A 14,655-nucleotide genomic window follows, 5' to 3' on the forward strand; every position below is an offset into this window, starting at 1 on the left:
ACGAGGTCGGGGTCGGACGGACGATGGTCAGTCGGAGAAGGGTTCGACGTCGTCGAACCGCACTCTGAGTGTAGGGACGACCCGGCCGCGCTTGCCGCCGAGAGCCTTGCGACGGTCGGTCGCCGCGCGGATGACGCGCGACCGCAGCGCATCGGCCACGTCGTGCCCACGGGCGTAGTCGAAGCGGACGATCGCACGGACACCCGCCTCGGGGACGTCGACCGGGCCGAGGGTCTCGGCGCGCACGTCCGCGGGCAGGTCGTCGAGGGCGGCGGAGACCGTGTCCACCGTGCCGGTGACCGTCGCGACCCGCACGGCCGGAGGGAACCGCAGATGTCGGCGGTCGGCCAACTCGGCCGAGGCGAAGCGGGCGAGCTGCCAGGTCGCCATCGCGGACGCGATCGCACCGCCCACCCCCACGAGGACGACCGGGGCCCGACGGGCTGCGAGGGCGGTGGCGTTGGCCCACCAGCGCAGGCAGTCCTCTGCCACCCGCAGGCTCTCGCGCGCGAGCATCCGTTCGCCGTCGAGCAGGAGCACGGCCCGGTATCCGCCCGGAGCGACGGGCTCGGCCCCCCGCGTGGCGACGACGATCGCGGGTTCGTTGTCGACGTGGGTGATCTGACGGGACCCGTCGGACACGATCACGCGGACACCGGGGAAGGCCTTCCCGAGTTCGTCGGCCGTGCGCGAGGCACCCGCCCCGACCGGACGCATGGTCGTGCCCTCGCAGGTGGCGCAGCGCCAGCCGACGGCCAGGGCACCGCACCAGGAGCAGGCCGGGACGGCGCCGTGCCGCCGCTGTGCCAGGGGCCCGTTGCAGACGAGGCACCGGGCCGTGTCGCCGCAGTCGGTGCACGCCAGGCGCGGAGAGTAGCCGGGGTGCGCGACCTGGATCAGAACGGGGCCGTGTTCGACCGCGGCCCGGGCCTCGGTGTAGGCGGTCGACGGGATACGGGCCTGGGCGGCGAAACCGTCGGCGGCGGTCTGCTGCGAGGTGGGGATGACCAGGGGCTGGTAACGGGGGTCGGGTCGGATGTCGGCGAGGAAGGCGATCTCGACGAGCCGCTGGACGTCGGTGCTGCGGGCGTGCCCGAGGAAGACGAGGGCGCAGCCCTGTTGCGACTGGCGGAGCAGGGCCGTGTCACGGGCGTGCACGTAGGGCGCGAGCGGCTCGCTGAACAGGGAGTCCCCGTCGTCGAAGACGACGATGAGGCCGAGCCGGGCCGACGGCGCGAGCAGCACCGAGCGGTTGCCGACCAGGACGAGCGGTTCGTCGGACCTCGCCCGCAGGAGGGCGCGGTAGCGGTCGGGATTGGACTGACGCGAGTCGAGCCGCACGATTCGCTCGGGGGGCACGGCGGCCGCCAGCGCCCGCAGGACGTGCTCTTCGTCGCGATAGTCGGGGACGGCGACGATGGCGTCGTCGCCCTGCGCGAGTGCGACACTCGCCAACTGCGCCGCCGTGACGGCCCAATGGCCGACCCAGGCCCCGTCGTCGAGTTCGACCAGATGAGGGATGGCATCGACGGCGGCCCGACGTCGCTCGGCGACCAGGGCGGCCAGGTCGCCCGTGCGATAGCCCGTGACCGGATGCGCCACGACGCCGGCGTCCGACTGCGCCTCTTCCGGCGCCTCCGGGGCCGTCGCGGCGTCACTCGCGGCGAGGTAGGCCTTCTCGACACGCGCCTGCCGGGGCGGGATGGCCAGCCTCAGCACGTCGCTCGCCGAGCCGCCTGCTCGATCGGCGAGGGCCCGCGCGAGCGACCAGACCTCGGGTGCCAGCACGGAGACCTCGGACACGACGTCGTCGATCTCGCTCAGTTCACCGCCGTGCTGAGAACTCGGCACGACCTCGACGACGAACGCGTCGGCGATGCGGCCCGCGGATCTCAGCGGCACCTTCACCCGGATGCCCGGAGCCACGCGGGGGCGCAGAGCGGCGGGGACCGCGTAGTCGAACAGGCGGTCGAGCTGAGGGAGAGGGGATTCGACGAGCACGCGGACGACGGCTCGATCGGCGCGCGGGACGGTCGGCAGGGGTGTCGGGCCCGCACCCGGACCGGGCATCGACGCGCCGTCTGTCACACTCAGAGCCCGGCGGCGGCCCGCAGCGCGTCGACCCGGTCGAGTGCCTCCCACGTGAACTCGGGGAGGTCGCGGCCGAAGTGGCCGTACGTGGACGTCGCGGCGTAGATCGGACGCAGCAGGTCGAGGTCGCGGATGATCGCGGCGGGACGCAGGTCGAACACCGACGTGACGGCCTCGATGATGACGTCGTCGGGGACGTGCCCCGTGCCGAACGTCTCGACGTACAAGCCGACCGGGGCGGCACGTCCGATCGCGTAGGCGACCTGCAGCTCGAGCCGATCGGCCAGGCCCGCGGCGACGGCGTTCTTGGCGGCCCAGCGCATGGCGTAGGCCGCCGAGCGGTCGACCTTCGACGGGTCTTTCCCCGAGAAGGCGCCGCCGCCGTGTCGGCTCGCCCCACCGTAGGTGTCGACGATGATCTTGCGGCCGGTCAGACCGGCATCGCCCTGCGGCCCACCGATCTCGAAGCGACCCGTGGGGTTGATGATGAAGCGCGTCGACGAGGAGTCGAGCCCGGCGTCGGCCAACACGGGCCGGACGACGTGCTCGATGATGTCGGCCTCGAGCTGGGCGCTCGAGACGCTCGGCGAGTGCTGGGTGGACAGCACGACCGTGTCGACGGTCTTCGGGACGACCCCGTCGTAACCGACGGTGACCTGCGTCTTGCCGTCGGGTCGGAGGTAGTCGAGCTGACCCGTCTTGCGGACGGCCGCGAGGCGCTCGGCCAGGCGGTGCGCCAGCCAGATCGCCATCGGCATGTACTGCGGTGTCTCGTTCGTCGCGTAGCCGAACATGATGCCCTGGTCGCCCGCGCCCTGTCGGTTCAGGACGTCGTCGTCGCCACCCCGTGCCTCGAGCGCCGTGTCGACCCCCTGGGCGATGTCGGGCGACTGCGAGCCGATGGACACCTCGACACCGCAGGTGCGACCGTCGAAGCTGACGGCCGACGAGTCGTAGCCGATGCCGACGATGAGGTCGCGGACGATGGTGGGGATGTCGACGTAGCCCTTGGTCGTGACCTCGCCCGCGACGTGCACCAGACCGGTCGTGACCATCGTCTCGACGGCCACCCGGCTGTTCGGGTCGACGGCCAGCAATGCGTCGAGTATGCCGTCCGAGATCTGGTCGCAGATCTTGTCGGGGTGGCCCTCGGTCACCGATTCGGAGGTGAAGAGACGCAGCGTCCTCGCCGGGATCGGGGTGGACGCGGTCGAGGTCGTCGTCGCCAGGGTGTCGTCGGTCTGGGTCACGGATGTCCTAAAGCTGAGGTGGGGTGGAGACATGAGGAGGCCCCGCGGGCGAACCCGGGGGCCTCGTCAAATATAGGACCGACCCCCGACAGTGACGTCGGGCGCGGTCACAGGATGACGCCGTCGGTCAGTCGACGGGCGTCGCCAGGGGCTTGGCCTCGAGCTTGTCCTCGTTGATCTCGTGCATCGCGACGGACAGCGGCTTGTCGTCGATGGTCGAGTCGACGAGCGGCCCGACGTTGTCGAACAGGCTGCCCTCGTGCAGGTCGGCGTAGTAGTCGTTGATCTGACGCGCGCGCTTGGACGCGAAGATGACGAGTGCGTACTTCGACTCGACCTTCGAGAGCAGCTCGTCGATGGGGGGATCGATGATGCCCTTGTGCTTGTCGGCCATGGTTACTCCTCGGTGATGGTGGTGTCGGTGCCTCGGTATCGGACCCCGTACGGCGAAATTCAGGAGGCGCGGGTTAGGCGCGCGGGCGTCTCGCGTCGGACGCAGAGAGCAATTCTACGACCTCCGCCGCCGCTTCGGCCACGTCGTGGTTCACGACCTTGACGTCGAACTCGTCCTGGGCGGCCAATTCGACCTTGGCCGTCTCGAGTCGACGCTGTTGTTCGGCCGCGTCCTCCGTGCCCCGGCCGATGAGTCGACGGACCAATTCCTCCCACGTGGGCGGCAGCAGGAACACGAGCGTGGCTTCGGGCATGGCGGCCCGGACCTGGCGAGCGCCCTGCAGGTCGATCTCGAGCAGCACGCTGCGGCCGGCGTCCAGAGCCGCGTCGATCGGCGGTCGCGGGGTGCCGTAGCGATACGAGTTGTGCACGGTGGCGTGCTCGAGCAGCTCGCGGTCGCGGATCATGCGGTCGAACTCGGCGTCGTCGACGAAGTAGTAGTGCACACCGTCGACCTCCCCCGGCCGGGGAGCACGGGTCGTCGCGGAGACGGACAGCAGCACGTCGGGGTAGTTCTCGCGGATGTACGTCGAGACGGTTCCCTTGCCGACGGCCGTCGGCCCGGCGAGCACGACCAGCTTGGACCTCGTCCGGCCACGGGCCTCGCGGTGCGCCAGCCAGTCACCCAGGATGCGTCGTTGACGGACGCCGAGCCCGCCGACCCGCTTCGAGTCGGCGATGCCGAGGTCGGCCATGATGCGGGCGACGCGGGTCGGCCCGATGCCGGGGATGCTCGTGAGCAGTTCGCGGACGCGGAGGGTGGACTCCGGAGCCGTGACCTCGCCGGCCCACGCCGTCTCGGCCACGTCGAGCGCGGACCGTCGGCGTTCGGCGACGGCGTTCTTGACGGCGGCACGGGCGCGCCGCGCCGCGACGGCCGCCTTCGCGGCGGCCGCGCGGTCGACGGGGGGTGGGGTCATGCGAGGCACGTGCGCACCTCGTCCGTGTCGCGTCGCGCGGCGTCGGCGATCCCGTGCGGGCCGTGCGCCAACAGGGCGCGCGATGCGGAGACGACGACCGACCCCGCCGCGGCCCCGTAGCGGTCGCGCAGGTCGGAGTAGCGGGCACCCTGGTGGCCGAAGCCGGGGGCGAGGATCGGCGTGGTGGTGAGACGGGCGACGTCGATGCCGTAGTCCGCGAGCGGAACCGTGGCGCCGAGCACCAGACCGACCGAGCCGAGGCGGGTCTCCCCCGCCTGGAGGTTGTCGTCGAGCACGTCCTCGACGATACCGCTCGCGAGTGGACGCCCGGTGCGCGCGCCCTCGGCGACCACCGCGGTCTGCGTGCCCCGCGCCTCCGGGTTGGACGTCGCGCCGAGCACGAACAGACCGGCGCCGGCTGCGCGGGCCCGAGTCGTCACCCCGCCCATCGACGCGAAACCGAGATACGGCGACACCGTGAGCGCGTCGGAGCGCAGCGGGGAGTCGTCGTCGAGCCAGGCGTCGCCGTACGCGTCCATGGTGCTGCCGATGTCGCCGCGCTTCGCGTCGGCGATCACGAGGAGCCCGGCTTCGCGACCGGCCGCGATGACGTCCTCCAGGGCGGAGAGACCCCGCGAGCCGTAGCGCTCGAAGAAGGCGACCTGCGGCTTCACGATGCCCACCACGTCGGCCACGGCCTCGACGACGCGCAGACCGAAGTCGCGCACGCCGTCGGCCGACGCCGGCAGCCCCCACTCGTCGAGCAGGTGCCCGTGCGGGTCGATGCCGACACAGAGCGGGCCGCGGGTGTCGAAGACCGACCGGAGCCGGTCCCCGAACGCGACGTGGCTCACCGACGAGCCGCCCGGGCCAGACCGTAGTCTTGCAGGCTCGTGACCTCGAACGGCGTGCGGATCGACTCGATGGAGGCGACCGCGGCACCCAGCTGGGCGATGGTCGTGAACAGGGCCTTGTCGGCCGCGACGGCCGCCGCGCGGATCTCGTAGCCGTCCGCCCGGGCGCTCGACCCGCTCGGCGTGTTGATCACGATGTCGACCTCGTCGTTGTTGATCAGGTCCACGACCGAGTGGCCGCCGGCACTGAACTTCGCGACCGTGTCCGCCGTGATGCCGTTGCGGAGCAGCACGGTGGCCGTGCCCTCGGTCGCGATGATCGTGAAGCCGAGCTGCTGCAGTCGGAGCACGGGCAGCACGATCGCCCGCTTGTCACGGTCGGCCACGCTGACGAACACGGTGCCGGTCGTCGGCAGACCGCCGTACGCCGCCGTCTGGCTCTTGGCGAACGCGCGCGGGAAGTCGCGGTCGATGCCCATGACCTCACCCGTCGAGCGCATCTCGGGGCTGAGGACGCTGTCGACGATCTGCCCCTCCTTCGTGCGGAACCGCTTGAACGGGAGCACCGCCTCCTTCACGGAGATGGGCGAGTCGAGCGGGACGTCCGAGCCGTCCTGGACCGGCAGCAGGCCGCTGTCGACGAGCTCGCGGATGCTCGAGCCCACCATGACGAGCGAAGCGGCCTTCGCGAGGGGGATGCCGAGGGCCTTCGACACGAACGGCACCGTGCGGCTGGCACGCGGGTTCGCCTCGATCACGTAGAGCACGCCCGCCGCGATGGCGAACTGGACGTTCAGCAGACCCGAGACGCCGATGCCCTGGGCGATGGCGAGCGTCGCCTCGCGCACGCGGTCGATCTCGCCGCGACCGAGGGTGACGGGCGGCAGGGTGCAGCTCGAGTCGCCCGAGTGGATACCGGCCTCCTCGATGTGCTCCATGATGCCGCCGACGTACAACTCGGTGCCGTCGTAGAGCGCGTCGACGTCGATCTCGACGGCGTCGTCCAGGAAGCGATCGACCAGCAGCGGGGCGTCCGGGCCGATGATCGCCTGGTCCTGCACGCGGACGAAGTAGTCGGCCAGCGACGGCGAGTCGTAGACGATCTCCATGCCGCGGCCGCCGAGCACGTACGACGGGCGGACGAGCACGGGGTAGCCGATCTCCTCCGCCACCGCGACGGCGCTCTCGTAGTCCGTCGCCGTGCCGTTCTTCGGCGCGAGCAGCCCGGCCTCGTCGAGGATGGCGGAGAACAGGCCGCGCTCCTCGGCGGAGTCGATGGCGTCGGGCGTGGTGCCGAGGATCGGCACGCCGGCCGCCTCGAGACCCTTCGACAGCCCCAGGGCGGTCTGACCGCCGAGCTGCACCACCACGCCGACGAGCTCGCCGCTCGCGCTCTCGGCGTGCACGACCTCGAGCACGTCCTCGAGCGTCAGCGGCTCGAAGTAGAGCCGATCGCTCGTGTCGTAGTCGGTCGAGACGGTCTCGGGGTTGCAGTTGATCATGATGGTCTCGAAGCCCGCGTCGCTCAGGGCGAAGCTGGCGTGCACGCACGAGTAGTCGAACTCGACGCCCTGGCCGATGCGGTTCGGGCCCGAGCCGAGGATGATCACCTTGCGACGGTCGCTCGCGACGACCTCGGTCTCGAAGTCGTAGCTCGAGTAGTGGTACGGCGTGAGGGCCGGGAACTCCCCCGCGCACGTGTCGACCGTCTTGAACACGGGACGCAGGCCCAGGCGGTGCCGTTCGTCGCGGACCTCCTGCTCGGTCAGGCCGCGCAGCTCGGCGAGCTGGGCGTCGCTGAAGCCGTGGTCCTTCGCGAGGGCGATCGTGTCGGCGTCGAGCTCGGCGGCGGCCGCGACCTCGGCGGCGACCTCGTTGATCAGCACCATCTGGTCGATGAACCAGGGGTCGATCTTCGTCGCCTCGAAGGCCTCCTCGGCCGTCGCGCCGGCACGGAGCGCCTGCTGCAGCGTGACGATGCGACCGTCGGTGGGCGTCCTCGAGAGCTCGAGCAGCGCCTCCTTGTCTCCGACCTCGCCGCCCCAGTGGAAGCTCGAGCCGCGCTTCTCGAGCGACCGGAGGGCCTTCTGCAGCGCCTGCGTGTAGTTGCGGCCGATGGCCATCGCCTCGCCCACGCTCTTCATGGTCGTGGTGAGCGTCGTGTCGGCGGCGGGGAACTTCTCGAACGCGAAGCGCGGCACCTTCACGACGACGTAGTCGAGCGTGGGCTCGAAGGAGGCGGGGGTCACCTTGGTGATGTCGTTCGGGATCTCGTCGAGGCGGTACCCGATGGCGAGCTTCGCCGCGATCTTGGCGATCGGGAACCCGGTCGCCTTCGAGGCGAGGGCGCTCGACCGGGAGACGCGCGGGTTCATCTCGATGACGATGACGCGGCCGTTGGCCGGGTCGATGGCGAACTGGATGTTGCAGCCGCCCGTGTCGACGCCGACCCGACGGATGATGTCGATGCCGATGTCGCGCAGGTTCTGGTACTCGCGGTCGGTGAGGGTCAGGGCGGGGGCCACCGTGATCGAGTCGCCGGTGTGCACGCCGACGGGGTCGACGTTCTCGATCGAGCAGACGACGACCGTGTTGTCGGCGGTGTCGCGCATGAGCTCGAGCTCGTACTCCTTCCAGCCGAGGATGCTCTCTTCCAGCAGCACCTCGGTGGTCGGACTCTGGTGGAGTCCGTCCGTGACCATGCGGATGAGCTCGGCACGGTCGTACGCGAAGCCGGAGCCGAGACCGCCCATGGTGAAGGACGGTCGGATGACCAGCGGGTAGCCGAGATCGTCGGCGAACGACACGGCCTCGTCGACCGTGTGCGCGATGTGCGAGCGGGCGACGTCGGCCCCCGACTCGAGCACGAGCTTCTTGAAGAGCTGGCGGTCCTCGCCCTTCTGGATCGCCTCGACCTTGGCGCCGATCAGCTCGACGCCGTGCTTCTCGAGGATGCCGGCCTCGTCGAGCGCGATCGCGGCGTTGAGGGCCGTCTGACCGCCGAGGGTCGGGAGGACCGCGTCGGGGCGCTCCTTGATGATGATCGACTCGAGCACCTCGGACGTGATGGGCTCGATGTACGTCGCATCGGCGAAGTCGGGGTCGGTCATGATCGTCGCGGGGTTCGGGTTGACGAGGATGACGCGGACGCCCTCCTCGCGGAGCACCCGGCAGGCCTGGGTGCCGGAGTAGTCGAACTCGGCCGCCTGACCGATGACGATCGGGCCGGAGCCGATGACGAGGACGGAGTTGATGTCGGTGCGCTTGGGCATCAGAGGTTCTTCCCGTGGAGCTTCGTGACGACCGCCTCGCGGAATCGGTCGAAGAGGTGGTTGCTGTCGTGCGGGCCCGCGGCGGCCTCGGGGTGGTATTGCACCGAGAACGCGGGGACGTCGAGGGCGCGGAGCCCCTCGACGACCTGGTCGTTCAGCGAGAAGTGGCTGACCTCGACGCGGCCGAAGCCGGCCGGCGAGTCGAGCACACCCTCGATGGGCGCGTCGACGGCGAAGCCGTGGTTCTGGCTCGTGATCTCGACGGTGCCCGTGGTCTTGTCCCAGACGGGCTGGTTGATGCCGCGGTGGCCGAACGGCAGCTTGTAGGTGCCGAAGCCGAGCGCGCGCCCGAGCAGCTGGTTGCCGAAGCAGATGCCGAAGAACGGCAGGCCGTCGCGCAGGGCGCTCTGCAGCAGCTCGACCTGCGAGTCGCTCGCGGCGGGGTCGCCGGGGCCGTTCGAGTAGAAGAGCGCGTCGGGGCCGAGCTCGCGCAGCTCGTCGACCGTCGTCGACTGCGGCAGCACGTGCACCTCGAATCCGCGCTGGGCGAGGTAGCGCAGCGTCGACGTCTTCACGCCCAGGTCGAGCACGGCGACGGAGCCGATGCGTTCCCCCTCGGCCTCGAGCACGTACGGCTCGAGCGTGGACACCTGGCTCGACAGGTTCTGCCCCGCCATGCCGGCCGCGTCACGCACCAGGGCGAGCTGCTCGTCGTCGCCGAGGGCGAACTCGGGGCCGCTGAAGACGCCGCCGCGCATCGAGCCGGCGTCGCGCAGACGCCGGGTCACGGCCCGGGTGTCGATGCCCTGGATGCTGACGATGCCGTCGCGGGTCAGCTGGTCGTCGAGGCTGCCGTTCGCACGGAAGTTCGAGACGACCCGGCTGGCGTCGCGGACGACGAAGCCCGACACCCAGATGCGGCGCGACTCCGGGTCTTCGTCGTTGACCCCGGTGTTGCCGATGTGGGGGGCCGTCATGACGACGATCTGCCCGGCGTAGGACGGGTCGGTCAGCGTCTCCTGGTAGCCGGTCATGCCGGTGGCGAAGACGACCTCGCCGAGGGTGCGGCCGAGGGCCCCGTAGGCGCGGCCGACGAATCGGGTGCCGTCTTCGAGGACCAGCACGGCGCGGTCCCCCCGGGATGCGTGGGGTCGGGTGGGCGCGTCGGTCACGAGTCTTCTCCTGTGGTTCGGGGGGATCCCGCCGGGGCGGGGACGAGGGGTCGGATCGCGTCGACGACCGCGGCGGGGTCGTCGGTGATCCGGAGGTAGGTGTCGACGTCGACGCCGCCGAGGGTCCACGCGACGAGCACGAGGCCGCCGGGTTCGACGACCCGGTCGATGGCCCAGGTGGCCCGGCCGACGTCGCGCAACGAGGAGGCGCGGATCAGCTTCGCCGACTCGCCCGCGATCTCGAGGCGGACGCCCTCGGGGTGCACCGAGGCGATCACGCGGCCCCGGAAGCCGAGGCCGCCGACCACGATCCGGTCGAGCGGATCGCCGGCACGGGTCGTCGCGACGTAGAACCCGTCGCTCGTGACGCGCGCCGGGCCGAGGTCGCCCGGTGCCGTCTCGGGCAGCGGGAGATCGGCCTGCCGCCGCCCGCGGGCACCCCACGCGAGGCGCATCAGGAGCAGGAGCAGGGCGAGGCCGACGAAGATCGCCGCACCGATCAGCCAATGAGTCATCGGGCGATCGCCTCGCCGGCCGACACGATCCGGGCGGAGCGCGCGATCACGTCGGTGGGCACGACCTGCCCGTCGAGGACGGTGGCGTAGCCCCGATGGAGAGTCGCCCGGACGGCACCCGGGAGGACGCGGCCGAGGAACGGCGAGTTCACGCTCTTGCCGGCCAGGTGGTCGGTGGCGAAGGTGCGGGACACGCTTCGATCGTAGAGGGTCAGCTCGGCAGGCTCCCCGATCGCGAGGGGGCGTCCCTGACCCGGGACCTGTCCGATCTCGGCCGGTGCGCTCGACATCACGCGGGCGACGTCGGCCCAGCCGATCAGGCCGGTCTCGACCATCGTGGCGTGGACGACCGACAGGGCGGACTCGAGGCCGACCATGCCGTTCGCGGCCGCGTCCCACTCGCAGCACTTCGCCTCGGACGTGTGCGGGGCGTGGTCGGTCGCGACGATGTCCACCGTGCCGTCCGCGAGGGCCGCACGCAGCGCCTCCACGTCCTCCGTCCGGCGGAGCGGCGGATTGACCTTGTAGCGCGAGTCGTAGCTCGAGACGAGGTCTTCGGTGAGCAGCAGGTGATGGGGCGTGACCTCGGCCGTGACCGCGATGCCGCGGGACTTGGCCCAGCGGATCACCTCCACGCTGCCGGCCGTCGAGACGTGGCAGACGTGCAGGCGTGCGCCGACGTGGTCGGCGAGCAGCACGTCCCGGGCGATGATCGCCTCTTCCGCCACGGCCGGCCAGCCGGCGAGACCGAGCTCGGCGCTCAGGGCGCCCTCGTTCATCTGAGCGCCGATGGTGAGCCGGGGCTCCTGGGCGTGCTGCGCCAGGACGCCGCCGAAGCCCTTGATGTACTCGAGGGCCCGGCGCATCAGCAGGGGGTCGGCGACGCAGTGGCCGTCGTCGGAGAACACGCGGACGGCCGCTCGCGACCGCGCCATCGCACCGATCTCGGACAGGTGCGTGCCCTGCAGCCCCTGCGACACGGCGCCGATCGGGCGGACGGTGACGTAGCCGGCCTGCTCGCCGAGCGCCTGCACCTGCTCGACGACGCCGGCCGTGTCGGCGACGGGCGACGAGTTCGCCATCGCGTTGACCGCGGTGTAGCCGCCGGCCGCCGCGGCGCGCGACCCGGTGAGGACGGTCTCGCTGCCCTCGCCGCCGGGCTCGCGGAGGTGCGTGTGCAGATCGACGAGACCGGGCAGGACGAGCAGCCCGTCCGCGTCGACGACGGTCGCCCCCGACGCGCTCAGTCGCGAGCCGAGTTCGGCGACGCGTCCGCCTCGGACGAGGACGTCGGTGCGGTCGCCGTCGATGGTCTCGGCGCCGCGGACGAGGATGTCGGGGGTGTGGTTCTCGGTCATGCGGTGCCTTCCCGGTCGCCGGCGAGTGTGAGGTAGAGCACGGCCATGCGGACGGCGACGCCGTTGGAGACCTGCTCGCGGACCGTCGAGCGCGGCGAGTCGGCGGCCTCGTCGCTGATCTCGAGCCCGCGGTTCATCGGCCCGGGGTGCATCACGATGGTCGATTCGGGCAGGCTGCGGAACCGCGCCGCTCCGAGGCCCCAGGAGCGGGCGTACTCCCGCGCATTGGGGAAGAACGCCTCGTTCATGCGCTCCTGCTGGATGCGCAGCATCATCACGACGTCGGGTCGGACCTCGGCGATGGCCGCGTCGAGGTCGTAGTGCACGCCGACGCCGAAGCGGCTGATGTCGACCGGGAGCAGCGTGGGAGGCGCGACGACCGTCACGTGCGCCCCGAGCGTCCGCAGCAGCCAGGCATTGGACCGGGCCACCCGCGAGTGAAGGATGTCACCGACGATGAGCACCTCGAGGCCGTCGAGATCGCGGCCGCGGCTCGTGACGCCGTGCACCCGACGACGCATGGTGAAGGCGTCCAGCAGGGCCTGCGTGGGGTGCTCGTGTGTGCCGTCGCCGGCATTGACGACGGCGGCGTCGACCCAGCCGCTGTCGGCGAGGACCCGGGGCGCACCGGAGGACGGGTGGCGGATGACGATGCCGTCCGCGCCCATCGCGGCGAGCGTCTGCGCGGTGTCTTTCAGGGACTCGCCCTTGGACACGCTCGACCCCTTGGCCGCGAAGTTGATCACGTCGGCGCTCAGCCGCTTGGCGGCCGCCTCGAACGAGATCCGGGTGCGGGTGCTGTCCTCGTAGAACAGGTTGACGACCGTGAGCCCGCGCAGCGTCGGCAGCTTGCGGACCTCGCGGGTCGCGGCGTCCGCCATGTCCTCGGCGATGTCGAGGATGCGGATGGCGTCGTCTCGCGACAGCTCGGCGGTGCTCAGCAGGTGCTTCACGACAGCCCTCCCGTCTCGGGGGCCGTCGACGAGTCCGTCTGCGGGGCCGAGTCGTCGTCGGCGACCGTCGCCGCGCCTCCTTCGATCGCCACCAGCTCGACGTCGTCGACGCCGGCCAGGCGCACGAAGATGCGTTCGGCGGTCGAGGTGGGCAGGTTCTTGCCCACGAAGTCGGCCCGGATCGGCAGTTCGCGGTGACCGCGGTCGACGAGCACGGCGAGACGCACGGCGCGGGGGCGACCGATCGCGCTCAGGGCGTCGAGGGCGGCACGGATCGTGCGGCCCGAGTACAGCACGTCGTCGACGAGCACGACGACCTTGCCGTCGATGCCACCCGGAGGCACGGACGTCGGGCGCGAAGCCCGGACGGGCTGTCGACGGAGATCGTCGCGGTAGAGCGTGACGTCCACGGCACCGACCGGGACGTCGACACCGGAGATGGACGACAGGGAGGCGCCGATGCGATCGGCGAGGACGACTCCCCTCGTGGGGATGCCCAGGACGACGAGGTCGTCGGCACCCCGGTTCGACTCGAGGATCTCGTGGGAGATGCGCGTCAGAGCGCGCGTGATGTCAGCCTGACTCAGCACGGTTCGGGTGCTCAATCGGACCTCCTTTCCCGCCTCACAGGACGGATCGATCCGCCCCGGGGGCGGAAACCGCCTCTCGGGCGGAACTTAAAGGACGTCGATGTGAAGTTGTGGGTGACCGGGCGGGCCCGGTCGACCGCACACCAGCCTACTGGCTGGCGGCGATCCGGCCGAGCAGGCCGTTGACGAAGGATGCCGAGTCGTCGGTGCTCAGGGATTGGGCCATCTCGACGGCCTCGCTGATGGCGACGGCGTCGGGGATCTCGTCGTTCGACGTGAGCTCCCAGATGCCGATCCGCAGGATGGCCCGGTCGATGATGGGCATGCGCGACAGCGACCAGCCCTGCGAGTACGTCTCGATGAGCTCGTCGATCGTGGCCTGGTTCTCGATGACACCCGTCACGATGTCTCGTGCGTAGCCCCAGCTCGAGTTGCGCTCGGGCTGTTCCAGGGAGCGCTGGGTCTCGGCGACGAGGGCGTCCGACATGCTGATCTGGCGGATGTCGGCGACGTAGAGGACGTCGAGGGCCCGCTTCCGCGCCTTGGTGCGTGCGCTCATACTGCTGCGGCCCCGCTGCTAGTCGTTGACGCGGCCGAGGTAGCTGCCGTCTCGCGTGTCGACCTTGACCTTCGTGCCGCTCTCGAGGAAGAGGGGCACCTGGATCTCGTAGCCGGTCTCGACCGTGGCGGGCTTGGTGCCACCGGTCGAACGGTCGCCCTGCAGGCCGGGCTCGGTGTAGGTGACCTCGAGGATCACCGAGGCGGGCAGCTCGATGTAGAGCGGGTCGCCGTCGTGCAACGCCATCTGCACGTTCTGGTTCTCGAGCATGAAGTTCTTGGCATCGCCGACGATGGTCGCGGGGACGTTGATCTGGTCGTAGTCGCTCGTGTCCATGAACACGTAGCCGTCGGCCTCGGCGTAGAGGTAGGTGTACTCGCGGCGGTCGACGTTGGCGAAGTCGACCTTGGTGCCGGCGTTGAACGTCTTGTCGACGACCTTGCCCGACATGACGTTCTTCATCTTCGTGCGGACGAACGCGCCACCCTTGCCCGGCTTGACGTGCTGGAACTCGATCACGTTCCAGAGCTGTCCGTCGAGGTTGAGGACGGCACCGTTCTTGATGTCGTTGGTAGTCGCCATGCGCGCGAGATCCGTTCGAATTGAGTTGAGAAGAGGTCGGCCCGGATTCAGGCCATCGTCGAGTGTACCCGACGGCTCGATCCGGC

Annotated in this window: 13 protein-coding genes; all 13 read right to left on the bottom strand. The window is 70.7% G+C overall.

Annotated features, from left to right (window positions below; translation table 11 throughout):
• Nucleotides 1–27: 27 nt before the first annotated feature.
• The 13 genes from ACPEEZ_RS07555 to efp all read right to left on the bottom strand — a co-directional run bounded on the left by ACPEEZ_RS07555 (nt 28) and on the right by efp (nt 14,569).
• Nucleotides 28–2,088 carry a primosomal protein N' gene (locus ACPEEZ_RS07555; RefSeq protein ID WP_423924140.1) on the bottom strand — a complete coding sequence of 687 codons (2,061 nt, stop codon included), beginning with the start codon at nt 2,086–2,088 and terminating at the stop codon, nt 28–30.
• Nucleotides 2,089–2,090: 2 nt separating this feature from the next.
• Nucleotides 2,091–3,287, bottom strand: coding sequence for a methionine adenosyltransferase (gene metK / locus ACPEEZ_RS07560; RefSeq protein WP_423924207.1), 1,197 nt, complete (start codon nt 3,285–3,287; stop codon nt 2,091–2,093).
• A gap of 181 nt (nt 3,288–3,468) precedes the next feature.
• Complete coding sequence (gene rpoZ / locus ACPEEZ_RS07565; RefSeq protein ID WP_423924141.1) at nt 3,469–3,735, bottom strand: DNA-directed RNA polymerase subunit omega; 267 nt, start codon at nt 3,733–3,735, stop codon at nt 3,469–3,471.
• A 73-nt stretch (nt 3,736–3,808) separates the two neighbouring features.
• A complete protein-coding gene (gene gmk / locus ACPEEZ_RS07570) occupies nt 3,809–4,714 on the bottom strand; it encodes a guanylate kinase (RefSeq protein WP_423924142.1) in 906 nt (301 codons plus the stop codon).
• Nucleotides 4,711–5,568: an orotidine-5'-phosphate decarboxylase gene (pyrF, locus tag ACPEEZ_RS07575; RefSeq protein WP_423924143.1), complete on the bottom strand. Its 858-nt coding sequence runs from the start codon at nt 5,566–5,568 to the stop codon at nt 4,711–4,713. The genes gmk and pyrF overlap by 4 nt, the downstream gene beginning before the upstream one ends.
• Nucleotides 5,565–8,840, bottom strand: coding sequence for a carbamoyl-phosphate synthase large subunit (gene carB / locus ACPEEZ_RS07580; RefSeq protein WP_423924144.1), 3,276 nt, complete (start codon nt 8,838–8,840; stop codon nt 5,565–5,567). Before carB ends, pyrF begins: the two co-directional genes overlap by 4 nt.
• Nucleotides 8,840–10,012, bottom strand: coding sequence for a glutamine-hydrolyzing carbamoyl-phosphate synthase small subunit (gene carA, locus ACPEEZ_RS07585; protein ID WP_423924145.1), 1,173 nt, complete (start codon nt 10,010–10,012; stop codon nt 8,840–8,842). The genes carB and carA overlap by 1 nt, the downstream gene beginning before the upstream one ends.
• On the bottom strand, nt 10,009–10,527 hold the full coding sequence (locus tag ACPEEZ_RS07590; protein ID WP_423924146.1) for a hypothetical protein: 519 nt from the start codon (nt 10,525–10,527) through the stop codon (nt 10,009–10,011). Before ACPEEZ_RS07590 ends, carA begins: the two co-directional genes overlap by 4 nt.
• Entirely contained in the window at nt 10,524–11,885 is a 1,362-nt protein-coding gene (locus ACPEEZ_RS07595) for a dihydroorotase (protein WP_423924147.1), read from the bottom strand. The genes ACPEEZ_RS07590 and ACPEEZ_RS07595 overlap by 4 nt, the downstream gene beginning before the upstream one ends.
• Complete coding sequence (locus ACPEEZ_RS07600; protein ID WP_423924148.1) at nt 11,882–12,838, bottom strand: aspartate carbamoyltransferase catalytic subunit; 957 nt, start codon at nt 12,836–12,838, stop codon at nt 11,882–11,884. The genes ACPEEZ_RS07595 and ACPEEZ_RS07600 overlap by 4 nt, the downstream gene beginning before the upstream one ends.
• Nucleotides 12,835–13,443 (bottom strand): bifunctional pyr operon transcriptional regulator/uracil phosphoribosyltransferase PyrR, encoded by a 609-nt coding sequence (gene pyrR, locus ACPEEZ_RS07605; RefSeq protein ID WP_423924149.1) that lies wholly within the window; start codon nt 13,441–13,443, stop codon nt 12,835–12,837. Before pyrR ends, ACPEEZ_RS07600 begins: the two co-directional genes overlap by 4 nt.
• Before the next feature lie 133 nt (nt 13,444–13,576).
• Entirely contained in the window at nt 13,577–13,987 is a 411-nt protein-coding gene (gene nusB / locus ACPEEZ_RS07610; protein WP_423924150.1) for a transcription antitermination factor NusB, read from the bottom strand.
• Between the two features lie 18 nt (nt 13,988–14,005).
• On the bottom strand, nt 14,006–14,569 hold the full coding sequence (efp, locus tag ACPEEZ_RS07615) for an elongation factor P (protein WP_423924151.1): 564 nt from the start codon (nt 14,567–14,569) through the stop codon (nt 14,006–14,008).
• Between the last annotated feature and the right edge of the window lie 86 nt (nt 14,570–14,655).

The organism is Frigoribacterium sp. 2-23 (assembly GCF_049601585.1).
Taxonomy (GTDB): Bacteria; Actinomycetota; Actinomycetes; order Actinomycetales; family Microbacteriaceae; genus Frigoribacterium.

What these genes read in the sequence shown, in the direction of transcription:
- rpoZ (WP_423924141.1), bottom strand. Translation starts at nt 3,735, where the DNA reads ATGGCCGACAAGCACAAGGGCATCATCGATCCCCCCATCGACGAGCTG.
- gmk (WP_423924142.1), bottom strand. Translation starts at nt 4,714, where the DNA reads ATGACCCCACCCCCCGTCGACCGCGCGGCCGCCGCGAAGGCGGCCGTC.
- carB (WP_423924144.1), bottom strand. Translation starts at nt 8,840, where the DNA reads ATGCCCAAGCGCACCGACATCAACTCCGTCCTCGTCATCGGCTCCGGC.
- ACPEEZ_RS07590 (WP_423924146.1), bottom strand. Translation starts at nt 10,527, where the DNA reads ATGACTCATTGGCTGATCGGTGCGGCGATCTTCGTCGGCCTCGCCCTG.
- ACPEEZ_RS07595 (WP_423924147.1), bottom strand. Translation starts at nt 11,885, where the DNA reads ATGACCGAGAACCACACCCCCGACATCCTCGTCCGCGGCGCCGAGACC.
- nusB (WP_423924150.1), bottom strand. Translation starts at nt 13,987, where the DNA reads ATGAGCGCACGCACCAAGGCGCGGAAGCGGGCCCTCGACGTCCTCTAC.
- efp (WP_423924151.1), bottom strand. Translation starts at nt 14,569, where the DNA reads ATGGCGACTACCAACGACATCAAGAACGGTGCCGTCCTCAACCTCGAC.